The 24,758-nt window shown below is 69.1% G+C and carries 17 protein-coding genes and 1 pseudogene; 9 read left to right on the top strand and 9 right to left on the bottom strand.

The genetic code is table 11. From position 1 onward, the window contains the following. Positions 1-25: 25 nt before the first annotated feature. The 4 genes from OHA05_RS35000 to OHA05_RS35015 form a co-directional block, all read right to left on the bottom strand. Positions 26-3,397 (bottom strand): CARDB domain-containing protein, encoded by a 3,372-nt coding sequence (locus tag OHA05_RS35000; protein ID WP_328862807.1) that lies wholly within the window; start codon positions 3,395-3,397, stop codon positions 26-28. 592 nt (positions 3,398-3,989) lie between these two features. Beyond that, positions 3,990-4,865, bottom strand: a complete 876-nt coding sequence (locus tag OHA05_RS35005) for a class I SAM-dependent methyltransferase (protein WP_328862808.1) — start codon at positions 4,863-4,865, stop codon at positions 3,990-3,992. Between the two features lie 103 nt (positions 4,866-4,968). Continuing rightward, on the bottom strand, positions 4,969-5,580 hold the full coding sequence (locus tag OHA05_RS35010) for a helix-turn-helix domain-containing protein (protein ID WP_328862809.1): 612 nt from the start codon (positions 5,578-5,580) through the stop codon (positions 4,969-4,971). 105 nt (positions 5,581-5,685) lie between these two features. Further along, entirely contained in the window at positions 5,686-6,132 is a 447-nt protein-coding gene (locus OHA05_RS35015) for a PaaI family thioesterase (RefSeq protein WP_328862810.1), read from the bottom strand. 361 nt (positions 6,133-6,493) lie between these two features. On the opposite strand from OHA05_RS35015, the gene OHA05_RS35020 reads away from it, so the two are divergent. Together OHA05_RS35020 and OHA05_RS35025 are read left to right on the top strand one after the other, a co-directional pair. Beyond that, positions 6,494-8,407, top strand: a complete 1,914-nt coding sequence (locus OHA05_RS35020) for a CASTOR/POLLUX-related putative ion channel (RefSeq protein WP_328863515.1) — start codon at positions 6,494-6,496, stop codon at positions 8,405-8,407. Positions 8,408-8,643: 236 nt separating this feature from the next. Next, the gene (locus tag OHA05_RS35025) at positions 8,644-8,862 is read left to right on the top strand and encodes a hypothetical protein (RefSeq protein WP_313942197.1); all 219 of its coding nucleotides are present in this window, start codon (positions 8,644-8,646) and stop codon (positions 8,860-8,862) included. Between the two features lie 338 nt (positions 8,863-9,200). Here the strand turns inward: OHA05_RS35025 and OHA05_RS35030 are convergent, their stop codons facing one another. Beyond that, on the bottom strand, positions 9,201-10,889 hold the full coding sequence (locus tag OHA05_RS35030; protein WP_328862811.1) for a multicopper oxidase family protein: 1,689 nt from the start codon (positions 10,887-10,889) through the stop codon (positions 9,201-9,203). A gap of 438 nt (positions 10,890-11,327) precedes the next feature. Here OHA05_RS35030 and OHA05_RS35035 point away from each other — a divergent pair, with 438 nt between their 5' ends. Continuing rightward, on the top strand, positions 11,328-11,789 hold the full coding sequence (locus tag OHA05_RS35035; RefSeq protein ID WP_328862812.1) for a pyridoxamine 5'-phosphate oxidase family protein: 462 nt from the start codon (positions 11,328-11,330) through the stop codon (positions 11,787-11,789). A gap of 261 nt (positions 11,790-12,050) precedes the next feature. Here the strand turns inward: OHA05_RS35035 and OHA05_RS35040 are convergent, their stop codons facing one another. Together OHA05_RS35040 and OHA05_RS35045 are read right to left on the bottom strand one after the other, a co-directional pair. Further along, the gene (locus tag OHA05_RS35040; RefSeq protein WP_328862813.1) at positions 12,051-12,911 is read right to left on the bottom strand and encodes a class I SAM-dependent methyltransferase; all 861 of its coding nucleotides are present in this window, start codon (positions 12,909-12,911) and stop codon (positions 12,051-12,053) included. A gap of 500 nt (positions 12,912-13,411) precedes the next feature. Continuing rightward, positions 13,412-13,876, bottom strand: coding sequence for a hypothetical protein (locus OHA05_RS35045; protein WP_328862814.1), 465 nt, complete (start codon positions 13,874-13,876; stop codon positions 13,412-13,414). A 739-nt stretch (positions 13,877-14,615) separates the two neighbouring features. On the opposite strand from OHA05_RS35045, the gene rph reads away from it, so the two are divergent. Then, positions 14,616-17,249 (top strand): rifamycin-inactivating phosphotransferase, encoded by a 2,634-nt coding sequence (rph, locus tag OHA05_RS35050; RefSeq protein WP_443043814.1) that lies wholly within the window; start codon positions 14,616-14,618, stop codon positions 17,247-17,249. Between the two features lie 213 nt (positions 17,250-17,462). Further along, a pseudogene (locus OHA05_RS35055) lies at positions 17,463-17,552 on the top strand (VOC family protein); the annotation flags it as partial. A gap of 15 nt (positions 17,553-17,567) precedes the next feature. Here the strand turns inward: OHA05_RS35055 and OHA05_RS35060 are convergent. Beyond that, positions 17,568-18,056 carry a VOC family protein gene (locus OHA05_RS35060; RefSeq protein ID WP_313942192.1) on the bottom strand — a complete coding sequence of 163 codons (489 nt, stop codon included), beginning with the start codon at positions 18,054-18,056 and terminating at the stop codon, positions 17,568-17,570. A gap of 170 nt (positions 18,057-18,226) precedes the next feature. Between OHA05_RS35060 and OHA05_RS35065 the strand changes: the two genes are divergently transcribed. The 4 genes from OHA05_RS35065 (at position 18,227) to OHA05_RS35080 (ending at position 23,557) form a co-directional block, all read left to right on the top strand. Beyond that, complete coding sequence (locus OHA05_RS35065) at positions 18,227-18,898, top strand: glyoxalase (RefSeq protein WP_328862815.1); 672 nt, start codon at positions 18,227-18,229, stop codon at positions 18,896-18,898. A gap of 324 nt (positions 18,899-19,222) precedes the next feature. Next, entirely contained in the window at positions 19,223-20,254 is a 1,032-nt protein-coding gene (locus OHA05_RS35070; protein ID WP_328862816.1) for a hypothetical protein, read from the top strand. A gap of 526 nt (positions 20,255-20,780) precedes the next feature. Continuing rightward, a complete protein-coding gene (locus OHA05_RS35075; protein WP_328862817.1) occupies positions 20,781-22,247 on the top strand; it encodes a dihydrolipoyl dehydrogenase family protein in 1,467 nt (488 codons plus the stop codon). Positions 22,248-22,684: 437 nt separating this feature from the next. Continuing rightward, complete coding sequence (locus OHA05_RS35080; RefSeq protein WP_328862818.1) at positions 22,685-23,557, top strand: universal stress protein; 873 nt, start codon at positions 22,685-22,687, stop codon at positions 23,555-23,557. 118 nt (positions 23,558-23,675) lie between these two features. Here OHA05_RS35080 and OHA05_RS35085 read toward each other — a convergent pair whose 3' ends face one another. Continuing rightward, positions 23,676-24,674, bottom strand: a complete 999-nt coding sequence (locus tag OHA05_RS35085; protein WP_328862819.1) for a linear amide C-N hydrolase — start codon at positions 24,672-24,674, stop codon at positions 23,676-23,678. Positions 24,675-24,758: the final 84 nt, after the last annotated feature.

Below are 24,758 nucleotides of genomic sequence, written 5' to 3' on the forward strand. Positions count from 1 at the left end.
CTCCGATGCCCCTGGGGCGGGCCGATCAGCCGGTTCGGTTGATGACGAACTGCGATCCGGGCTCGATGAGAACGTCTCCGTCCGCCGAGTCGGTGATCGTCACGTTCGTCAGGGTCGCACTGCCCCGGGCACCGCTCATCGCGAGGATGCCGGAGCCGTTGTTGGACTTGTCGACCTTGACGTTGGTGATCTTCACGTTCGGTATCTCTCCGCCGCCCGTCTTGAACTGGATTCCGTCATAGGTGGAGTCGTGGATGTCCGTGTCACGGATGGTGACACCCGGGATGCCCTGCCCCTGAGCGAAGAGGGTGATCGCGCCGAACTCCTGGTCCTCGTTCCAGAACGCGCCGCCCGTGCGGTACAGGGCGTTGTTGGCGATGAGGGTCTGGCCGGTGAAGGGCAGCGGGTCGTGGTCGGTGGCGAGCATGATGCCGGGGTAGTTCATGGTGTCGGCGATGATGTTGTTCTCGATGGTGTTGCCGTATCCGCCGTAGACCGCGATGCCGTTGGCGCGCCACGGCAGCTGGATGGTGTTGTTGCGGAAGTGGTTGTCGTGGCCGATGTCGACCGAGGTGTCCTTGACGTATTTGCTGGCCCACACGGCGAGAGCGTCGTCACCGTTGTTGCGGAAGGACGAGTTGTAGACGGTCGAGTTGCGGGTGCCGTTGGCGAAGTTGATGCCGTCGGCGTACGTGTTGCGTATCCGCATGCCGCTGAACTCGACGCCGTCGCCCGGTCCCCACAGTTCAGGGATGTTGGAGTAGTCCCGGCCGGCCCAGACACCGACGTTGGCGTGCTCGATCCACACGTTGGTGATCTTGGTGTCCTTGCCGAACCGGCCGTTGAGACCGACGCCGCCCTCGTGGTTGCCGTCGCCGCCCCGGATGGTGCCCGAACCGAAGATGGCGATGTCCGAGATCTTGGTGTTGTGGTCGATGTCGAAGCCGAAATTGCCTTCGTGCGGGTGGTTGATCCCGCCCGCCTGGTGCGGCGGCGTCAGGGTGTACAGCTGCGAGTGCCACATGCCCGCGCCGCGGATGGTGACGTCCCGGATGCCCACCTGGTTGTGTGTGCCCCGGTTCAGCGGGTCGTCGGTGAGGATCTTCTGCTCCTGGCGCCACTGGCCCGCAGGGATCCACACACAGCTGATGTCACCCTGCTGGTCCGCGGTCACGGCGCGCTGGATGGCGTCGGTGTCGTCGAGGCCGTCGTTCGGTACGGCACCGTAGTTCGTGATCGAGGTGCAGCCGGCCGGCTGGGCGCTCGGCGGCGCCACCTGCTCGAGGTCGATCAGGTCGATGATGTGGAACGAGGCCGAGTCGCCGGCGTCGCGCTGGAGGCGGAACTTCGTGCCGGGCGGGTAGCTCTGCGACAACAGGGCGTGGGACTCGTCGAACAGGCGACGGGCGTCGGTCCCGGGCGTGTTGGTCAGGCCCTCGGGGTCGTCGGTCCTTCCGTACAGCCAGCTGTGCTTGGAGGACAGGGTGAGCTTGCGGCTGAAGGTGTCGTTGACGTAGAGGCTGATCGTCGCCTCGGCGCCGCCGCCTGAGGGCGCGTCGGGGATCGAGTTGCGCACGACGATCGAGTTGGCGGCGTTGGCCGAGGTGAACTCGACGAAATGCCCGGTGGTGGTGAGCCTCACCGACTGGCGGCCGGAGGACTCGGTGGCGAAGTTGGTGTGCCCGAAGGTCCGCTTGGCGTCGGTGGTGAGGAGCGTGCCCTGGTAGCGGGCGGCTTCGGCTTCGTACTCGGTGTAGGGCACCGCGGCACCGCGTCCGACGACCAGGGAGCGCGCGAGGACGTTGTTGTTCTCGTTGGTCTCCGTGACGGTGTTCGTCGCGTCGGCCGTCGCGGTGAGGGTGACACCGCCGCTCGCCGCGGTCCACGTGCCGTTGATCGGTACGGTGACGCTCGCGCCTGCGGCGATCGCTCCCGCCGTTCCGTTCAGAGTGGTGTTCCCGGCGGCGAGGCGTGTGACGGTCCCGGCCGCGACACCGCTTGTGCCGCGGTTGTCCACCGTGACGGTGAAGGAGACCTGCGCGCCCACTGCCGGAGCGGCCGGGTTGGGTGTGATTGCGGTGACGGTGAGGTCGGGTCCGGGGCTCTGCCCGACGACCAGTTTCGAGGACGCGGTGCGGCTGTTGTTCGTGTCGTCCTGCTCGACGACGGTTCCCGCCGGGTCGACCACGGCGGACACGGTGTAGCTGCCCATGGCGCGCTTGCCGACCGGAACCTTGACGGTCGTGGAGGCGCCGGCGGCGAGCGTGCCGACCTGCGCCGAACCGGCTGCCGCGCCTTCGAGGCTCACGTTCACCGACGTGGCGGGGGAGGTGGCACTTCCGGCGTTGCGGACCGTCGCGCTGACCTCGACGGCGTCCGTCTCGGACGGTGAGGCCGGGGCCCAGGTCAGATCGGTGATCGTCAGGTCCGGGTTGGGTGCCGGTGCCCCGATCACCTGGAACTCGGCCACCTGTGCCCCGAAGCCGCTGGAGTTGGAGAAGAACTTCAGCTGTACGTCGGAGTAGCGGCCGGTCACCGGGATGGTGACGCTGTTGCCGCCGGAGGACGGGCTGAACGCGTAGTCGGCGCGCGCCTTCAGCGAGGTGAAGCCGGACGCCGACTGCTCACGCCCGAGCACCTCGATGGCCTGGGTCCGCGGTCCCCATGCCTGGTCCGGGTTGAGTTTGACGACGACCGCCTCGACATCGGCGTTGGAGCCGAGCTTCACCGTGAGGGTCGACGGGAAGCCGGAGGACTCCCAGTAGGTGGCCGGGCTGTCGTCGTTAGCGTTGGAGGCGACATAGGTCTGGGTGAAGGACGACGCCTCGATCGGCTTGTTGCGGGCGAGGTTGGAACCGGTGACGGGCGGCTCGCCCGGCCCGTCGTCCTCGCCGTAGACCTCCAGCTCGGACAACTGGGCGGCGTTCCAGCCGCTGTTGGCCGACACCTGGACGCGCACGTAGCGGACCGTGGTCGCCGTGACGGGGATGCTGACGGTGTTCGCCCCGGCCGGATCGAAGGCACGCGCGCCGGAGGCCGACAGCGGTGCGAACGATGATCCGTCGGTGCTTCCCGACACGCTCAGGGTCTGGTTGCGGGCTTCCCAGGTCGACGGCAGCTTGAGCGCCACCCGGCTGATCTCCGCGTTCGCGCCGAGGTCGACCTGCACCCATTGAGGCAGCGCGCCGGCGGGCCCTTCCCAGTACGACGCCTGGCTTCCGTCGGTGACGTTGCCGGCCGGGTAGTTGCCGTGACTGCCGCCTGCGCGGGCGGACTTGCCGAGGGCCAGGTTGGGCCCTTCCGCGGCGTGGGCGGGAGCGGGCAGCAGCCCGACGCCTATCAGGCCCGCCAGCACCATGCCGACGATCACTCGCCAGCCGTGGTGTCTCAGTTTCATGGTGTCCTCTTGTTTCGTGATCCGGTGTCCGGGCGCGCGGCTCGGCGCCCGCAGGTGGCGCCGTTCGAGGCGTTGGGGCAGGGCGACTTGCATGACGGACCGGTGCGCCGAGGGGACGGCGACCACGTGACTCGCCAGGTACCTGACATGCGGAAGGCGAGGCAGTTGAGAGGTTCTCTAGAACTTTTGAGTTAATCAGTCAAAATTTTGCAGCGACAGAGTGACAGGTTTCTACCAGGTGGCCACTTTGTCAACGGCACTGACGCGCAAGCGAGTTGGCACCACCGGTTTCGGCAGGTCGGCGGGGTGGACCTGTGTTCCGGCTGTAGGCAGTGGACGCGCCTGCCGAGGGTGAGCGGGCGGCGGGCCCCAGGCCTCCCGGTCGGTGCGGACGGGCCCAAGGGGCAAGGCGGGCGTGCGCGGCCGGGGATCGGGGCCGCGCCGGTGAGGCCGATCAGTGGGGCTGGATGGCGAGGAGGTGGCGGCGCGCAGCCGCGGCAACGGCGAGCTGTCCGTCCCCGCAACCGCGTGCGAGGGGCCGCGGGTCACTGCCCGCGGCCCCTCGCACGCGAAAGCTTCGGCAGGGCGTAGGTCAGTTCTTGCGGCGTGCGGCCCAGACCGTGCGTTCCGTGCGTACCACCAGGTCGGTGCGACGCAGGATGCTGTGGCCGCTGCTGGTGTCCAGCAGTCGGTCGAGAGCAGCGAGGTCGTCGGGCGCGAGCGATTCGGAGGCGACACCGCGGATGCGTTGCAGGGAGCCCAGGGCGTAGCGGCCGATCGCCTCGGTCGGGCCGTCCTCGATGTTCACCGCGATGGTGCGTTCGGCTTCGAGAGCGAATCCGGCGGCGGTGAGCTTCGGTCCCCAGTCGGCGCCACGGTGGGGGACGTGCTCGGCGTGGAAGCGGTCGGTCGCTGCATGGCAGCGGTCTTCCAGGCCGGGACGTTCCTCGGGTGCGCTCTCGGGCAGGAAGCGGGGGAAGCCTGCGAGTTCGACGACGGCGAACAGGCCGCCGGGCGCGAGTGCGTCGTGGACGTGGCGCAGGGCGCTGTCGGGGTCGGCCATGTGGTGCATCGAGGCGGAGGCCCACACGAGATCGGGCGTGCCGAGGTGGGGCCAGTCCGTGGCGTCGAGGTCGGCCAGAACGGTGCGCACGCGTTCCAGTACTCCCTCGGCGCGTGCCCTCGTCCGCAAGCGGTGAAGGTGGTCGGCCGAGGAGTCGACGGCGGTGATGTGCGCCTCGGGGAAGCGGTCGAGCAGGGCGAAGGTGCCGGTTCCGGTGCCGCAGCCCAGGTCCACGATCTCGTGCGGTGCGGCCTCGATGGGCAGCCATGCGGTGATGGCGGCGATGTGCTCGGCGAGGACTTCCGCGTCCAGGTCGAGCATCTCGGCTTGACCGCCGGAGTCAGCGACGTGCTGGTGGTCGTGGTGCGCACCGTCGTCGTGGGTGTGTGGTTCTGCGTGGCTCATGCCCTCACGCTAGAACGCCATTGCGTACATGGCACGACCTCATGCCGTATTGGCAAGGAAGAGGTCGGCTGCCGTGCCGCACACGCAAGGGCATGCGGACAGCTCACGTACAGGAGCCGTCCGATGCGTAGTCGCTGCCGGGGCCCTTGCTGCCGCTGTCGCGCCGGTGCCCGCGTCGGGCGTCACGGTCGAAGATGCCCAGGATCTCGCACGGGCCGCCCTCGGTGCCGATGGCGTGGGGGAGCATCGTGGGGAACTCCGCGGCCTGGTTGGTCTCGATGCGCAAGCGGCGGTGGCCCAGCATGAGGATCGCGGTGCCGGAGAGGACGACGAGCCATTCGCGGCCGGGGTGGGCGCGCATGCGCGAGGGATCGTCGGGGGGTGGCTCGGTCAGACGCTGACGCATGACGCTCATGCCGGGCTCCGCCTTGATGGGCCAGCGCATCAGCCGGTGGACGCTGTCGATCGTCGGGCTGGTGACCACATCGTCGGAGGCGGTCTCCACCAGCTGGTCCAGCGAGGTGTCCAATGCGCGGGCGAGGATGACCAGCTGATCCAGTGCGAGCCGGCGCTGACCGTTCTCGATGCGACTGAGGGTGGACTGGCTGACGTTCGCGCGGGTGGCCAGTTCCTCCAGTGACCAGCCCTGCGCCACGCGCAGAGCCCGGATGCGTTTGCGTACCAGGCTGTCCAGTTCGCCATCGCTTTGCGGCATGAGCAATATCGTATGCTCTGGATGCAAGTCCGGTTCAGGTTCTCCGACCGCAGCAGCGAAGCCGGCCGGCCCTTCCCGCCCGGCGGGAACGCGCGTTGAGCAGTGTCACGGCATGGTTTCCGCGCCGCTGAGCGGGATGACGCGAGCCGTGGCACTGGCTGTTGCGATCACGAAGTCGTCCGCGTCGGTGAGCGAGGCTTCGAGATGGGCGATATCGCCCACGCGATGCACCACGCGGCCGTTCCCGAAGAGCCGTCCGGGGCGGACGGGGCGGAGAAAGGACACCTTGAACTCCAGCGTGGACTGAAACTGGTCGGGCTGGAGGGTGGCGAGAAGCGCAGGGCCGACCGTGTCGTAGAGCATCGCGGCGAGAAAGGCCCCCAGGACGTTGCCGGTTGGATTGATGAAGTCCTCGGTCGCGTGGAAGGCCACGCGAATCGTGCCGTTGTCGACGTCCGCGTCGATGAACTCCCACCCCAGGGTGGCCGCCGCACGCGGCATCGGCGAGCGCCCGTTCACTCCATCCCAGAACGGGCCTGATCGTTCGCTCATCGCGTCTCCCTGGGCTGCGGCTGTCCGGTGCCGTCCGTCCTTTCCCTCTGGTTCCCTTCGCCTGTCGCTCACCCGCGGCGGCTCACCCGGTTGGACCCGGTCATCCACTGGTGGACGCCCGTGGGCGATGTGCGGCCGGATCGCACGACGGGCGGGGACGATCACGAAGGGATGAATACGTGCAGAGGGCACCCCGTCGCGTCCGGGCGCCGTGCACGCTGCCGATGTGCACAAAGAAGGAGACAGGGCTGTTCCCCGACAGCGGACCACGGAGCCGGAACGTCACCGGCGACCCACTCAACGGCCCCCCGTCGCCCGTCGAGGCGGACCGGGCGACCGTGTCGGCACCGTCGAGGCCCGCATCCGCTACTGGTTCGACACCACGCTGGCCCGCGGTACCTCCGCACTCGTCGGGTGGCTCGCCCTCGCCTGTCTCGCCGTGGTGGTTCCCGTCAGCGCTCTCCTCGTCTGGACCGACCAGCGCGCACCGGTGGCCACGGGATCGAAGATCGTCGCGGTGTGGCGCAGCACGGGCCAGACCATGCGGCTGGGTGGCGAGGTCGGGCCGCCGCTGCGGGTCGCCCTGTCGGTGCTGCTCGCCCTCATCGCCCTCTTCTACGTCTCCACCCTGGTCAGCCTCATCACCGCGGGTATGACCGACCGGCTGATCGCCCTGCGCCGCGGCCACTCCACCGTGCTGGAGAGCGGTCACACCGTGGTCCTCGGCTGGTCCGAGCAGATGCAGACGGTCGTCTCCGAACTGGTCGCCGCGAACGCCGGGCTCCGCCAAAGCATCGTCGTGGTTCTCGCCGACCGCGACCCCGCCGAGATGGAGGACATCCTCCGGTCCGACCTCGGTGACACAGGCCGCACCCGGCTCGTCATCCGCAGCGGACGCCCCACCGACCCCGCGGCCCTGGCCCGGGTCAGTCCCGCGACCGCCGACGCTGTGGTGGTCCTCCCGCGCGACGACCCCGCCGAGGACGCCGAGATCGTCAAGACCCTTCTGTCGCTGCGTGCCGTCGTCGGCGAAGAGCGCGACCTGCCGGTCGTTGCGGCCGTGCGCGACGACCGCTACCTCGCCGCGGCCCGCCTGGCCGGCGGACCCGGAGCCACGGTGCTGGAGATCGACGACGTTTCCGCCCGCCTGCTCGTGCAGTGTGTCCGCAGTCCCGGCCTCTCCCTCGTCCACCAGGAACTCCTGGACTACGCGGGCGACGAGTTCCACACCGTGCGGAGCCCGGTGTTGACCGGCCGGACGTTCAGGGAGGCGGCCGCGGCCTGCCCCGTATCGAGCGCCGTCGGCGTCGTCCACGCGGACGGCGGCCTCACCCTCGCCCCACCCGCCGCTCTCACGCTGACCGGTGGTGACGGCTTGGTCGTCATCGCACGCGACAGGGAATCCACGCACCTGGCACCGGTCGCCGACCCCTACGATCCGACGGTCCTCGCCGACGAACCCCCGCCGCGGGCACGGGTGCCCGAGCGCCTGCTGCTGCTCGGCTGGAACCGCAGGGCCCGCCGGATCGTCGACCAGCTTGCCCGGTCCGCGCCGCCGGGTTCGTCCCTCGACGTAGTGGCCGGGCGCAAGGCCGCCACGGTGGCAGGGCTGCGCGCTGCCGACCGGGCGGTGGCGGACACCCTGACGGTCGTCCACCGGCCGAGCGATCCCACCCTGCGAGAGACCGTTGAAGAACTCGACCTATCCGACTATCACGGGGTGATCGTCCTCGGACCGGATCGCCGCCGTTCCGGGCAGGACGACCCCGACGACCGCACCCTCGTCACCCTGCTCCACCTCCGGGCCCGAGAGCGTGACACCGGTGTACGGGTGCCCGTCGTCACGGAGTTGACCGACGACCGCAACCGGCTCATCGCCCCGGTCGCTCCGGGTGCCGACTTCGTCGTCAGCGGCAAGCTGATCGGCCTGCTCATGACGCAGATCTCGCAGAACCCCCGACTGGCGTCCGTGTTCGAGGAGTTGTTCGCACCTGGCGGCAACACGATCCATCTCCTTCCGGCCGGCGACTTCGTCCGGCCGGGCCACCGTGCCTCGTTCGCAAGCGTGGCCGAGGCGGCTTCCCGACGGGGCGGGTGCGCGATCGGGTACCGCTCGGCCGCCCGGGCTTGGGAGCCCCCACATCACGGCGTGCGCATCAACCCCCCGAAGGCGTACGCCAGAAGGTGGGGTGACGCCGACGAGGTGATCGTCGTCGCCCCTGCCGTGCCGGCCCCGGCCGCCCGGGTGGACGCGGCGCCACACGACACCGAGTGAGACGCTCACCGCTGCCGTCCGTCGGTGGCCGCGGCCCGATGGGAGTGGCGGAGGCTGCGTACAGCTGCGGAAGGTACGGCCCAGCACACCGTCAGCGACCGATCGTGCCGCTGGAACTCGGGGGCAGGGAGATACCCCCGGGGGGATCGGAGTCGCATTGACATGGCACCGATAGGAGAGGAGTGTGAAATATACCCTTTCGCCCGCTAAGCGATAATAGTCGGAGGTGTATGAGGGTGCGCCAAAAGATCATTGCCGCAGTCTCCGCAGGAGTTGCCGGCCTCGCGCTCGCAGTCATACCCGCAACCGGTGCGTTCGCCTCGAGCAACGCAGGTGGTAACTACGGATGCTCCGACGGGAGGGGTTGGGACGACCGTCGGAACAACAACTGCGACTTCTACGACAACCGCTACGACAGGAACTTCAACAACTCGGTGATCTTCATCGTGCTGTGAGCTTTCCTGGTCAAGGTATCCGCGGGTCGTAGCGCCTGATCGGACGGACGGCCGAATGGGGCGGTCCGCAGGTCGGAGCGCACGACGTCTGCTCGTCATTTCTTCATGCCGTCCCGTATGAGCAGTCTTGTGGCCTGCTCTTCACCCATGCGCACGAGTCATTCCGACGGACGTGTACGTCGGGGATGCGATGGTGGCGGCCGGCGCGATGACCGGCCGGGAACGGGTGGTCCCCGGCCGGGCCGCGGCCTGAAGAATCTCTACGAGAAGCAGGCGACGTCGCCGCCGAGGATCCGCTTCGTCGCCGTGGAACTCATCTGCGCCGCTGGGGCGTTGGGCTATGCGTCGTACGCGACGGTGGTCATCATGCCGGACTCCGAGTGGTAGATGTTGTGGCAGTGGAGCATCCAGTCGCCGGGGTTGTCGGCGTCGAAGTCGAGCACGAGTTTGTTGTGCGGCAGGACGGTGGCCGTGTCCTTGCGGGCGCCGTGCGAGTCGATGCCGGCGAGGGCATAGGTGTGGCCGTGCAGATGGACGGGGTGCCACATGTCGGTGGCGTTGACGACGACCAGCCGGACTCGTTCGCCATGTTCGACGCGGTGGACGCGGTCGGGCGAGTAGGGGTGGTGGTCGATGCCCCAGTCGTAGTTCTTCATACCGCCGGTGAGGGTGATTCTGACGATCCGGTCGGGGCGGCGCCGGTCGAGTTCGACGGATTCGTGCGGCCTGAGTTGGCGTGCCGACGGCAGGACGGTGCGCCGTAGTTCGGCGGGCCGGGTGTCGGGCTCGGGCAGTGCGCCGCTCGCCGTGCGCAGGACGGCCATGGCGGCGCCGTTCTTGCCTTCGGCGAGGGCGGTGAGCGGGAAGACGCCGTCCTTGGCGGTGATGAGGACGTCGTAGCGTTCGCCCATGCCGATGAGCAGAGAGTCGGTCCGGTGATGGCGTACGGGGAAGCCGTCGCTGTGGGTGACCGTCATCCGGTGTCCGCCGAGAGCCACCCGGAACGGGGTCTCCGCGCCGGCGTTGATGATGCGCAGCCGGATCCGGTCGCCGGGTTTGGCCCGGAACTGGGTCGGGTCGTCCGGTGTGCGTCCGTTGATCAGGTAGTGCGGGTAGGCGACGTCGCCGGCGTGACCGCCGAGCAGCGGACTGCTGGCACCGGTCATCAGCCGGCCGGGGCCTCTGCTCGACCTCGGTGAGGGCGGGGCATCGTCGCGCGCCGGCGCGTGGTGGCGCTGTGGCGCGTGGCCGCGCGGCGGGCCGTATCCCGCCGCGACTCCTCCGGAAGGCTTGGAGGGCCGGGCGCCGGGCTCGTGCTGTCCGTGGCCCATCGCGGGTTTGCCCTTGCGGAGCTGGTCGAAGATGTCCTCGGGGCTGGAGCCGCCGACCCCGTCGATCCAGTCGTCGATCAGGACGATCCATTCCGCGTCGTAGGAGAGGGGCTCGTTGGGGTCGTCGACGATCAGCGGTGAATACATTCCGCGGTCGACCTGCAGGCCAAGGTGGGGGTGGAACCAGTAGGTGCCGGGGTGCGGCGCCTGGAAGCGGTAGGTGAACGTCTTGCCCGGCTTGATGGGCGGCTGCGTCACGTCGGGCACGCCGTCCATCTCGTTGCGCAGGGCGACGCCGTGCCAGTGGACCGTGGTGGGTTCGGGCAGGTGGTTGGCGAGCGTCAACTGCAGGGTGTCGCCGGCGGTGATCCGCACCTCCTTGCCGGGCAGTTCGCCGTTGTAGGTCGAGGTTCTGACGGTGCGTCCGTTGCCGATCTCGACCGTGGAGGGTGTGGCGGTGAAGGTGAGACCGCGGAGCTTTCCTTCGGGGCTGGGCGTCCATGTGGGCCGGACCTTCTTGCCGTCCGCGGAGAGGGGGCCCTGGGGACCGGCGGCCCCCTTTCCGGTGCCGGCTGTGGAGTCAGCGCCGCTGCCTGAACAAGCGGTGAGCAGCGCGGATCCCGCTGCGGCGATCCCGGCGCCGAGTACGGCACGCCGGGTGGCAGAGGTCGGACGGGGGTGATCCTGCCTGTACATGGTCCTCCGGTCGTCGTACATGCACGCATCCCGCCCGGGCAAGGGCGGCGCCCCGGGTGGGGCCAGACGCGGCAGGACCAGCATGGAGCACAATGCCGGAAACATGCGGTAAGTCCTATCTGCCTGTCGTATCTGTCGTCTGTCGTGCCGGTGGACATTCCGGCCGATGGCTGTACGGCGCCGGGAGCGTGACGCGAGGTGCCCTCTGGGTCGCCGTGTGCGAGGGCGGCCGGAGGGGACCGGGTCGCGGGCCAGGTCAACTACGCCGAGACGTGCGCCAGTTCCCTCGGTCGGTGGCTTCACCGAGCACCTGTTCGGCCCTTCCGGCGGCGGAGGCTGAGGGGTTGGTCGGTCGCAGGGAGTAGGTCCCGCGCCGCATTCGGGGTAGGTCCCGTGCCTCATGTGCGCTGTGTGCCCCGCTGGCTAGCGTCGGCTCTCATGCAGACCACGGACATCGTTCGTCGCCGGGCGGCGGAGCGAAGAGGCGACACTCTGGGCCGGCTCGCGGCCGAGCGGGACATCTGGGTGTCGACGGGACATCCTGATCACGGACCGCACCAGGTGCCTCTGTGGTTCCTGTGGGACGGGCGGGCGGTGTGGATGTGCACCAGCGCCACGTCAGCGACGGCGCGGAACGTCCGCGAGGATCCGCGCGTGCGCCTGGCGCTGGCGGACACCTTCGATGTGGTGCTCCTGCAAGGGGAGGCGGAGTGCTTCCCGGATCAGGAAGTCCCCGCGGACCCGGCGGAGGCGTTCGCCGCCAAGTTCGGGTGGGACCCACGCACGGGGGATGGGTCTCATCTCTACATCCGCGTCGTACCGCGGACGGTACGTGCCTGGCGCGGCGAGCAGGAACTGCACGGGAGAGTCATCATGCGCGACGGGACATGGCAGGGCTGACCACCGACGTATCCAGCCCGACGGACGGGCCTCGCGGTTAGGAGGGGTCGAGCGCAGCCTCCGCCCCGGGATCGGGGCCGCAGACGCCTGCGCGCACCTGATCGGCACCCACGGCGAGCAACCGGCTGCTCTCAGCACTCGACATCTGGCGTGCGGCGCGTGAGACCGTGCCGTGGCAGGGCCCGGGCCGGCCGCGAAGGACTGGCTACCCGCCGACCCCCTGGCGACGCCGTCCGGCACGGCACCTTCGGCACCCGTGGCTCAGGGCCGCTGACCCCAGGCCGTCACCATGCCGGGCCCGAGTTCGGCGGCTTCGGGTGAGGCCAGGTAGGCGAGGGCGTCGTCGATGACGGAGGAGTCCACCCTCCCGGTCTCCTCCAGCGCGGGCCTCATCCGGTCCCACGTCTCGGACCAGAAACGGGCCAGCGGGCCTCCTGGGACCAGCGGCGGGCAGAAGAGCTCCGCCGCGACCTGCTGGAGGCCCTCCTCCCGCAGGAAGTGCGGGTATGCCGGGACCGAGGACGTGTCGGCGCCGATGGTCGACCGCAGCGCCTCCCACATGGCGTCCATGGTCCTCCGGTAGGCCGAGGACGCGTCCAGGGGGTTCGGCATCTCCACGGCGTCACCGAGTACGAGCCAGCCGCCCGGGTTCAGCCACCCGGCAAGCCGTGAGACGAGACGGCGCCGCTCGGGCAGATGCATGAGGACGAAGCGCGCGTGGATCAGGTCGAAGCCGCCCAGGTCCAGGCTCTCGTCCCTGAGGTCGGCATCGACCAGCCGTACCCGCGGGCCCGCCAGGGCGGCCAGGCCGCTGGTGTCCCGGTCCAGGGCGACCACCTCCGCGGCGCCGGCCTCGTCCAGCAGCCAGCGGACCAGTGTCCCGGTCCCGGCCCCCACATCCAGGCAGCGGCTGTCCGGCCCCACGCCCAGAGCGCGCAGGCGGCGTGTGGTGAAGGGGTCGTAGACCAGCGCGGCCGCGTCGATGCGTTCGGCTTCCTCGGGGTGCTCCGGTTCGAACAGATCCTGTCCGTAGCTGCCGGAGCCCGGGGGAGCGGTCGTGGGTTGTCGCTTCCCGGCCGCGGTGTCCGGGCCCGCTGTACGTCTGCTGCCTGTCGGTGCCATGGAGAGTCCTGACGTCGTGAAGACCGGCTACATGAGGCGCGACGGTTTGCACTGCCTGCGCCAGGGGCCCGCGGTCACCTCTTGGCCGACTTGATCGAACTCATGGCCGATCGCCCGGTCGCCCGTCCTTCATCGGAGAACATGTCACCCAGCGTGAGGTGCAGATACCCGATTAAGTCTGACAAAGCAATCAAACCATCGATAACCAGAGCATCGCGAATGGGCGGCGGAACGGCATCCGCACACGCCGACCGACAGCGCTCCTGTGGGCAGGCACCTCCAGGACGGCTCAGCAGCCCAACGCGCCACCGCCGGAGCGCACTCTGCCGCCCCCGCCGCGAGGTTGTTCCGCCGTGACTCCGTCGCCGCATGCGCTTCTTGATCCGTCCAGGGCCCGCCCCGCGCCGTCTGGTCGAGCGCCAGACTGCCCATGGGCCGGGCGTGCTACCGCCGACGGCACTGCGCAGCCGCGACGCGTGATCGCGCCCTCCCGTGCGCAGCTATGGCTCTGGCTGCGAGTCTTCCGAGTCGTAGGCGCCCAGCGCCACCTGACGGCTTGCCAGGAGGTCCCTGAGGTCCTCAGTACCCAGGCGTTCCTGCGTCAGCTTCACGCAGGCCATCCCTTCTGTCGCGGCCCAGGCCCGCCGAGCACGCTTGTTGGCGAGCCGTCTGCGGTCGCCACGCAGGAAACCCGCGCCCGCCGCGCAACCGGCGGAGGTGAGGGCAAGCAACGCGGCGGGCATGCGCGCGTCGGCGGCGGCGAGCCCTGCGGCTCCGGCGATGCCCGCGAGCAGGGCCGCGGGGAACCCCAGCGCGATGTCGACTTTCGTCCAGAAGTCCGCCCGGCGGTGCGCGAGAACCTTATGCTGTTCGGCTTCGTCGCGCAGCCGTTCGATCTCGTCGCGCAGTCGACGCGAGGAGTCGGCATGGGCCGGTCGCCTGGATCCATCGGTGGTGGTGGCCATGAATCGATTCCAACACGGCTGTGGCATCAGGGAGTTGGGCTGATACGACAGTCATGGAGGGCTGTGGTGGTGGAGTTCGGACGCAACCGGTCGGAGCAAGGGGATGGGCGCTCGAGGCGGTACCAAATCACCGGTAGCTCTGTTCGTCGAACTCTTCGGGAACGTGGACGGCCGAGGTCCTCGTGAGGCATCGCGTGCGGCCGCCGGGCCTCGCATAGCACCGACACGAGCAGTGCCGACTTTCGGTTGTCGTTCCGTCCCGGCGATTCACGACGTGCCACGGACAGCGGGCTCCACCACGTCGGCCCCGACCCGGGTCACCGACCGCGCGGCTTCGGCCAGCAAATGAACAAAGGCAAGGAGAGCCCTCTCCTTGCCACTCTCAACTTATAGCGCAATGGGGGGCTTGCCACAAGGCCCGGGTGACGGCGCAGAATCATCGGCCGATGCCACAACATGCGGAAACGGGGGGCACGACGTGCGGTGGTTGTCAGTGGCGCATGAGGGACGGGGTGGCGTCGAACGAGCGGTGGGACCGGCGTTTGCGTAGCGGATGCTCCGCGCGGGGCGCGGGGCTGCCGGCCGCCCGAGTGGGCAAGGCGGCCTGCCGACTCGTCAGAGGAAAGCAAGCAGGGATGAGGACATGCACGACAAGAGGGTCGACAGAGTGGGAGGCGCCGGTGATTCGACCGGCCACCGCAGCACAACGGAGCACGGCTGCCTCGGAGGTATCGCAGTGATGGAGCAGTACGTCGTGGATCTTCGCGAGGTCGACGAAACACAGGTCGCGCTCGTCGGCGGCAAGGGCGCGCACCTGGGCGGGCTCTCACGGATCGAAGGCATCCGCGTGCCCGGCGGCTTCTGCGTGACGACGGACGCCTTCCGGCGGGTCATGGCGGACGCACCATCGGTCGGCGGTCTGCTCGATCAGCTGTCGCGCGTGAACCCGGACGACCGGGAGGCGATCCGCACGCTCAGCGCGGAGATTCGTCGGACGATCGAAGGGATTGCCGTCCCGGGCGATGTCGCGGCAGTGATCACCCGCGCGCTCGCCCGGTCCGGTGAGCAGGCCGCGTACGCCGTCCGGTCGAGCGCGACGGCGGAAGACCTGCCGACGGCTTCCTTTGCCGGCCAGCAGGACACATACCTGAACATCGTGGGGCCGAAGGCGATCCTTCAGCACATCAGCCGGTGCTGGGCCTCGCTGTTCACCGAGCGTGCCGTGACCTACCGGCGGCGGAACGGCATCGACGACCGTACGGTCCATATGGCCGTGGTCGTGCAGCAGATGGCCTTCCCACAGGCGTCCGGCATTCTGTTCACCGCGGACCCTGTCACGGGTAACCGGAAGGTCGCCACCGTGGACGCCGGCTTCGGCCTCGGCGAGGCCCTGGTATCCGGCCTGGTGAACCCCGACGTCTTCACGGTGCGAGACGGCGAGGTAGTCGCCAAGGCGATCGCCGCCAAAGCGCGTGCCATTCAGGCACTGCCGGCCGGCGGCACGCAGGAAGTGACGCTCGACTCGCAGAGGCAGGAGCAACCGGCGCTGACGGATCCGCAGGTCGTGCGGCTCGTGCAGCTCGGGCGACGGATCGAAGCGCACTTCGGCCGTCCGCAGGACATCGAATGGTGCCTCGTCGACGACGGCTTCCAGATCGTTCAGAGCCGGCCGATCACGACGCTGTTCCCCGTTCCGGAGACCGACGACCAGGAGAATCACGTCTACGTCTCCGTCGGCCACGGGCAGATGATGACCGACCCCATGAAGCCTCTGGGGTACTCCATGTGGCAGCTGACGGCCATGGTGCCGATGCACGAGGCCGGCGGGAGGCTGTTCGTCGACGTCACCCGGCGACTGGCCTCGCCCGCGAGCCGCGCCGGCCTCCTGGACGTCCTGGGGAAGGGCGATCCCCTGGTCAGGGACGCGCTGGAGACCGTCCTCGACCGCGACGATTTCGTCCCGTCGCTCCCGGACACGGGTCCCGGCGGGCCGCCCGCAAGCGGTCCGCCCGCCGGTGGTGCTCCCGCGAGCGGTGCGCCCGCACCGATCGAGACCGATCCCGCCATCGTCACCGAGCTGATCGAACGCAGTCAGGAGTCGATCGCCGCCCTGGAGCGCGACATCCGGACGAAGTCCGGACCGGAGCTGTTCGACTTCCTGCTGGAGGCCTTCGAAGAGCACAAGCGGGTCCTCAGCGATTCGCTGAGCCTTCAGGTGATCATGGCGGGCATGGAGGCCACGTGGTGGCTCAACGACAAGCTGCAGGAGTGGCTGGGCGAGAAGAACGTGGCTGACACGCTGACGCTGTCCGCCCCCGACAACATCACGTCGGAGATGGGACTGGCGCTGCTCGACGTCGCGGACGTGATCCGCCCGTTGTCGGATGTGGTGGCGTTCCTCCAGGGCGTCGAGTATGTCCAGGACGACGCTTTCCTGGACGAGTTGGCGAAGCTCGCGGGTGGGGCCGAAGCACGCGACGCCATCGAGACCTACCTCGACCGGTACGGCGTCCGCTGTGTCGGCGAGATCGACATCACGAGGCCACGCTGGCGTGAGCGCCCCACCACGCTCGTGCCCGTGATTCTCGACAACGTCAGGAACTTCGAGCCGGGCGCCGCCGAGCGGCGCTTCGAGCAGGGCCGGGAGAAGGCGCAGAAGAAGGAGCAGGACGTGCTGTCGCGGCTGCGGGCCCTGCCGGACGGAGACGAGAAGGCCGGCGAGACCAAGCGGATGATCGACCGGGTCAGAACCTTCATCGGGTACCGGGAGTACCCGAAGTACGGCATCATCAGCCGCTACTTCGTCTACAAGCAGGCCCTGTTGGCGGAGGCCGAGCGCCTTGTGCAGGCCGACGTTCTTCCTGAGAAGGAGGACATCTTCTACCTCACGTTCCGGGAACTCCACGACGTCGCGCGCTCGAACCAGGTGGATGGCCGGCTCATCGAGCAGCGCAAGGAGGCGTTCCGTTCGTACCACGCGCTCACACCGCCCCGAGTGCTCACCTCGGACGGCGAGGCCCTCACCGGGGCGTACCGGCGCGACGACGTACCGACCGGTGCCCTGATCGGCCTCCCCGTTTCCGCCGGGACCATCGAGGGGAGGGCCCGCGTCATCCTCGACATGAGGGAGGCCGATCTCGAAGCGGGCGACATCCTGGTCACGACCTTCACGGACCCCAGCTGGTCGCCCCTGTTCGTCGGCATCGCGGGCCTCGTGACGGAGGTGGGCGGCCTGATGACCCATGGTGCGGTGATCGCCCGGGAGTACGGCCTGCCGGCCGTCGTGGGCGTGGAGCGGGCCACCCGGCTGATCAAGGACGGACAGCGGATCCGCGTGCACGGAACGGACGGGTACATCGAGATCCTGTCGTGACCGAGCAGACGGAGTGGTGCCTCTGCCGCCACCACGTACAGGACACCCTCAGCACGTCCTGTCGTCGGAGCGCAGAGGCACTCTCTGCCTGCGGCTGCTTCTGGCCGGCGACGGTACGGATGCCGTTGCAGAGCGAGTCAGGGGATCGCCTGCCTGGCACGGCGACCTGTTCACGTGACCATGAAGGCTCTTGATGGGTTGGCGGTCGGTGGGCCGGACCGCATCCATCTTGATCTGCTGCCGTACCCAGGTGACGACAAAGGAGCGGAGGTGTCCCGGCTGCGGGCCCTCGGTGCCGCCGATACGCGTCCTCGAACCTCATGGGCCGCTTCCTTCCTGAGGCCCGCCGCCCGGGTCGGCGCCGAAATCGGGCAGGGTCAGCGATCCGTCCGCGGCGAGGGGGAAGCCCGGGTTGTGAGCGACCTCCCAGGCGTGCCCGTCCGGGTCGGTGAAGGCACTGGAGTAGAACCCGATGGCGTTGACGGCGGCGGGCTTGGTGACGGCTCCGCCGGCCGCTTCCACAGCGACGAGCAGCTCGTCCACCTCGGCACGCGAACGGACGTTGTGGGCAAGGGCGATGCCGCCGAACCCGCCGCTGTTCGTGCCATCCGGCGTCGACGGTCCGGACGGCAGACCGCAGTCCGCCGCCAGGAGGTCGCGGTCCCACAGGACGAGGGCAAGGCCGCCGGCCTGGAAGAAGACGGTTTGCTCCACCTCCTGTCCGCGCCAGCCCAGTGCCTCGTAGAAGCGCCGGGCACGGGCGAGGTCGCGGACGCCGAGGGTGACGAGGGTGATGCGCTGGTCCATGCGGCCACGGTAGGGGACCGTATGGACGGCTACCGGCCGCCGCGCGCACGGCGTTGACGCGGAGCCTGCGGTCGCGATGGAGGGGTGTCGACGCACTGGGCGAAGCAGGCGACGAGACCGGTCAGGAATCGAGAAGCCCCGGCCGCCGAGCAGCCCATAGCGTGATGGACATGGAAAACAACGCATCGACCACGTCCATCGCGTCCGTCACCCTCGAGGTGGCCGACCTCGAGGCCGCCCAGCGCTTCCACACCGCCTTCGGCGTGGATTCGCACGTACGTCTGCGGGCGTCCGAGGCGCACTCCACCGGATTCCGCGGCTTCACCCTGGCGCTCACGGTGTCCGGGCCGGCCACGGTCGACAGCTTCCTCGGCGCCGCCCTGGACGCCGGCGCCACGGTACTCAAGCCGGCTGCGAAGTCGCTGTGGGGCTACGGCGGCGTTGTCCAGGCGCCGGACGGTACGACCTGGAAGGTCGCGACCTCGGCGAAGAAGGACACCGGCCCGGCCACCCGCGAGATCGACGAGTTCGTCCTTCTGCTCGGCGTCGAGGACGTGAAGGCCAGCAAGCAGTTCTACGTCGGCCGCGGCCTGACCGTGGCGAAGAGCTTCGGCGGCAAGTACACCGAGTTCGCCTCGGACGAGTCCAGCCCGGTCAAGCTGGCGTTGTACAAGCGCCGGGGCCTGGCCAAAGACCTGGGTGTCGCCGTCGACGGCAGCGGCTCGCACCGCATCGTCCTCGGTGGCACCGCCGGCCCCTTCACCGACCCGGACGGCTTCGTTTGGGAGGAGGCGGCCACGTCGATCGCTCCCGCGCGCTCCACGCCGTCTGCCATGTCCTGACGGCAAGGCCGGGGCGACCCTCGCCAAACAGGGAACGGCCGCGTCAGCGATTCCGACCCGGCCGAACTGGACCCGCAGACTCTCTCCAGGTCACTGCCGCGCAGCCTCAGCGACGCAGACGGCCGCGGGGGAGGCAACGGTTCACGCTGAACGCGACTCAGCCGGCTCGGAAATCAAGGCCCCGCCGTCGACCTCGCGCCAGAAGGCGCCGACCCGGGAGTGAAACACGCGCATCCACGCCCGCCATGGCGCCCCCATGAGTATCCCGCGGGCCGGTCGAACCGGGCTCAGCGCCCGCGGCGGACACCCTCTAGGGTCACGTCCATGACGAGGACCACGCCCCCGAGACCGCTCGATGTCGAAGCGCTCTTCCCGGAACTGGCCGCCCACAGAGGCACGACGACACGGCTGCATCCACGGCCGGGCGCACCGGATCTGTCCGCCAGCTCCGTTGGTGGTCCGATGCTGTGGCCGGCGGACGAGGCGTGGCCGGTGTGCAGCGAGGCGCATGGCCGGGGGCGTGGTCGACGGCCGGCCGATGTTCACCGGTGGCGGCAGGTTCTGGCTGCCGCGTGGGCCCGTGAGGAGATCGCGGGCCCTACTGACGAGGAACGGCAACTCCTGGAGGAGTTGCGCCAGGAGCACCGGATTCCCGGGGTGTACGAGACGGACCCGTTGCCGATGATCGGCCTCGCGCAGCTGTACCGGCGGGACACCCCCGACCTGCCGACGGGGCCGGACGGGTGCGACCTGCTCCAGGTGTTCTGGTGCCCCTTCGACGCACACGGGCCGGGGCGGTGGGACCTGGAACTGCACGTGCGGTGGCGTCAGTCGGACGATGTCGGTGAGGTACGCGCCACGCCGCCGCAGCCATGGGTCGTCGGCTCCGACAGTTTCCTGCCCGAGCCTTGTGTGCTGCACCCGGAGCAAGTCGTCACGTACCCGTTCGCGGGGCTCCTGCCCGAGGAACTGTGTGCACAGATCGACGCATGGGAGGAAGCCCTCGGAGAGACGTCCGAGCTGCTGTCGGGCGGCGACGTGGCCTATCCGGTCGCCTACCAGTACGACCTGTCCATCCCACCCGGGTGGCGTGTGGGCGGCTTCGCCTCCTGGCACTCGACGGACCCGTACCCGATGGACTGCCTGACCTGCGCGGCACCGATGCACCTGCTCCTGACCATCGACAGCTCGGAGTGGGACGGCGGCAGCGGCAGTTGGAAGCCGCTGGAGGACACGGACGGGGGCACGTATCGTCACGCCACCCCGACCGAGGTCACCGTAGGTCGTTTCGGCGAACTCAACGTCTTCTTCTGCCCGGAGGATCCCGGCCACCCGCACCGCTGGAGCATCCAGTAGCCGGCGTCACCCTGGAAGGTCGTCCCCGCACTGTGTGTCCCCACCGGAATGACCGGGTTGGACGTGGCACTCCTGTCGAGAACGGTGGTGTCCCTGGGTAGACGTTTCGAGGCCGGTGAACTCATCGACACAACCGATCCGCCGGACGATCCGCACCACCGATTGCGCCCACCATCACCACGAGCACCCGCTACAAGGTTGCGCCACCCCGCTGACCAGCCACTTCAAAGATGGCGGAGCTTCCTGAGGCCGGCAGGAGAGACGATCGATCTGCTCTCGTGACGCTGGCGATCACCGCCGGAGCAACATGCGCTCATGTGCGAAAAGGTGGACAGTAGGGGAGTGGGGCTTCGGGTGTGACGCTTCTGACCTCGTGGCCTGATGCTCGGAACCGCCCACCCGGATCCGCAGAGGATCTGATGCCCGCCCCTCCCCAACCCGCGGCCGGCCCGAGAGCGGCCTTCCCATGACTCACGTGCCCCCCGACACGGCCGTATGCGGAACCAGATGAGTCATGGGGGTCATGATGAGCGAAGCTCCGCGCACGTATGACGTGATCGTTCTCGGCGCTGGTCCGTGCGGCGAGAATCTGGCGGAACGCACCAGTGACGCCGGGCTCTCCACGGTGATCGTGGAGAGTGAACTCCTCGGTGGTGAATGCTCGTTCTGGGCGTGCGAACCCAGCAAGGCCCTGCTCCGGCCGATGACGGCCCGCGCCGACGCCCGCCGTGTCCCAGCGCTGAGCGAGGCCGTCAGCGGTCCCTTGGACGTCGCGGTCGCCTTGGCCCACCGGGACAAGTTGGCGAACTACTGGCAGGACGACGATCAAGTGGACTGGCTGAACTCCGTGTCCGTCGACCTCGTCCGTGGATTCGGCCGGCTGGACGGTCCGCGACAGGTCACCGTACAGACCGCTGAGGGACAGACCGTCCGGCTCGCCGCCCGGCATGCCGTGGCCGTGTGCACCGGCACCGACTCGGCTCTGCCTGACCTGCCGGGGCTCAGCGACGTCCGTCCCTGGACCAGCCGCAATGCGACCAGCTCTCGGGAGGTTCCGGAACGCCTCGCCGTGATCGGCGGGGGAGTGGTGGCCGTCGAAATGGCCGCGGCGTGGCAAGCGCTCGGCTCACAGGTGACCATGCTGGTACGGGGCACCAGAGGGCTCTTGACCCGCATGGAACCGTTCGCCGGCGAAATGGTCGCGGACGGACTGCGGGAGGCGGGCGTCGACATACGGCAGGACACGTCGGTTTCTCGCGTCACCCGCACCGGCCGTGAGGTGCACATCGAATGGGCGGACGGAGGGAATCTCACCGCGGACGAGCTCCTGGTCGCCATTGGTCGTGTGCCCCGCACAGGCGACATCGGTATGGAGACCGTGGGACTGAACCCGGGTGACTGGTTGGCGGTGGATGACACCTTCCAGGTGCCTGGTGTCGCCGGCGGGTGGCTCTACGCTGCCGGCGATGTGAACCACCGTGCTCTGATGACCCATCAGAGCAAGTACCAGGCACGAATCGCCGGCGCCATCATCGGTGTCCGCGCCGCGGGCGGCAGGCTGGACGACGCCAGGTGGGGCGCGCACGCCTCGACCGCCGACAGCGCGGCCGTGCCACAGGTCGTCTTCACGGATCCAGAGGTGGCAAGCGTCGGCTTGACCGCGCGCGAGGCAGAACGCGCGGGGCGCCGATTCGACATGGTGGACTACGACATCGGGCATGTGGCGGGAGCCGTTCAATACGCTGACGGATATCGGGGGAAAGCGCGCCTGCTCGTGGACCTGGATCGCGGCAACGTTCTGGGAGCGACCTTCGTCGGCGCCGGAGTCGCGGAACTGCTGTTCTCGGCAACGGTCGCGATCACGAGCGAGGTTCCCGTGGAGCGCCTCTGGCATGCCGTGCCGGCTTTCCCGACCATCAGCGAAGTATGGCTGCGTCTCCTGGAGACACGGCGCGCCGGTGCTGTCCGCCGCTTCGAGGGAACTGCCGAATGACCCATGCGGGCGGCGCCCGGCGCCGCCTCCGTGTGACCCGCCACGAACGGAGCCTCCTGCGACCTCGCCCTCGCGGCGCCGGAGCGAGGCCGGCCCGGCCATCGATCCGTGAGTCGGGATGCCGCCTGGCCTGAGCTTTGAGAACCTGGTCGGGAGAGGTGGTGAGGCCGCAACGGGACCCATGTCGTGGACGTGGCCCGTGGAGGTGGCACCGCACGAATCGGCTGGCGGGGCCGCTCGCGGCAACCTGGGCGGTGGCACCATCCGCTGCTGCCGTCTGCGCGGAAGCGCCGAACGCGGCAACCACCCCTTCGCACGCGGCAGTCCGCCTTCTGTGGGTGCCCTCGACACAGGTACCCGCGTCGAGACGATGGCCCGCCCGAACGGTCCGGCGGGCCTTCCTGAGGGCTTGTGTCTCAGCACAGGAGGTGCGCACCATGCCCCGACCGGTCACTGCTGGAGTCGACGGATCTCCCGAGAGCCTCACCGCCGCAACGTGGGCGGCGAAGGAGGCCCTGCTCCGCAATGTGCCACTCCACATCGTCCATGCCTGGGAGTGGGCACCGCATCCGACGGTCGCGGTGCCGGCCGACACCAGTCAGCGCGACTGGGCCCACCAGATCCTGCTTGAGGCCGTGGAGCACGTGCGCGCTCTCCACCCGGATGTCTCCATCGTCGACCAGCTGGTTTCCCTGCCTCCGGTCACGGCCCTCCATGACGCATCGGAGCAGTCGGCGCTCCTGGTTCTCGGCACCCGGGGTATCAGCGGATTCGCCGGGTACCTCGTGGGCTCGGTCGCCTTGCACGTCATCGCCCGGGCCGAGTGCCCCATCGTCCTCCTACGCGCCGGGCATCACGACGCGAAGGGCGAGGATTCCGCAGCTTCCGCATCCCCTCGCGAAGTCGTGGTCGGTATCGACTTCGACCACCCCTGCGACGAGGTCGTTGCGTTCGCTTTCGAGGAGGCCCGGTTGCGAGGCGCCGACCTGCACCTCATCCATGCCTACAGCGCCCCCAGTCTCTACGGGGTGGGCACCGGGCAGCGCAGTGGTCGCGAGTTGCAGGCCGAACGGGAAAAGACCCTGGTCGCCGCAGCTCGGCAGCTGCATGACCAATACCCGGACCTCACCGTCACGGCGACAGCGTCACAGGGGCGGCCTGCCCCTCGCCTTCTGCGGGCAGCCAAGGAAGCGGAACTCCTCGTCCTCGGCCGTCGCCGCCGCGGCAGCCGCTTCGGCCACAACGGCCCGGTGACCCACGCCGCCATGCACCACGCGCCGTGCCCTGTGGCCGTGGTCCCGTACGGCTGACGCGCCGTCCTGAACGCGGTTCGGTTTCTGCGTACCGGCGATGGCGCGGCGTACGCACCCGTGCACTTCCGTTGTCGCGAGGCACCCCCGATGGCCGCGGCTCGCCGTTTCCCGGCCCTCAGAACGGCGCAGGCGATTGCGTGAATCCGTCCGAGACGTCCCCGACGAGGTCGATCCCCTCGGGATGCAGGGTCATGACGGGAGCGCCGGGCGAGAGGTCGAAACGTTCGATCTCGGCCCACAGGAGGTTCGGACTCGTGGTCAATTCGAAGAAGTACCGCTTGCTGGTGAGGTCGCAGACGGTGCGGTACTCGGTGTTGTAGGTCCGGAACCTGCCCTCGCGATACGGCGCACCGAAGGGCACCGAGGCGTTACGGGTGACGGCCAGGATGCCGGCGACCGCCTGTCGGTCGTCCGCCGGCTCGGGCAGCAGGGCGCTGAAGTAGGCGGCACGCTGGAAGCGGTCGACCGCGTTGACGTTCCCCGGCAGCGGGATCTCACTGCTGGGCTTGTCGTGCCCCAGTCCCTGCACCGTGTGCACCTGCTCCTGCAGCAGGCGGAGTTGTTCGTCATAGGCGGGCGCGTTGGTCATGATCGTGTAGCTGCGGTCGTGGTGCACCCGTCGTTGGCCCGCGATGTACTCGATGATCGCGGAATCTCCCGACGCGTCCTCCAGAGCCACGTGCACCGTGGCCGAGAAGCCGTGCATCTCCACCGGCACCAACTGGCAGGTGTCGAGCAGGTCCAGGGCCTCATTCACGGTGCGAGCGCAGTCCAACAGGTACTGGATCCACAGGGCGATCTGAAGACCTGGCCTGCTGGGGTCGCGGGGGCCGAGGTCGGTGCTGTCCAGGTACAGCATGTGCGCTGCGAGGCCGGCTTCGTTGAGGCCGTCGGCCGTTCCGGCGCCGTAGAGGGTCGTCACGAGGCTGCCGAACGTGCTCGTCCACAACAGAGGGTTGTCATCGACGACGGTGGTGCTCCCCAGCGTGCCGCCGTTGCGCTTGAGCCCTCGGGGGAAGACGGTCAGCACCGGTTCCGTCGATTCCGGCCAGTCCATCGTCCGGCCGGCAAGAACGGCGTGGCTGTTGGTGTTCCACAGAATCCGCGTGCACATGTCTGAATCCCTCTCTGAGCGGGGCGCACGCATCAGCTCGTGGCCCGAGGCATGCACCCCGTGCGGCGCTCACGGCGAGCGTGC

It is taken from the genome of Streptomyces sp. NBC_00306 (assembly GCF_036169555.1).
Classification (GTDB): domain Bacteria; phylum Actinomycetota; class Actinomycetes; order Streptomycetales; family Streptomycetaceae; genus Streptomyces; species Streptomyces achmelvichensis.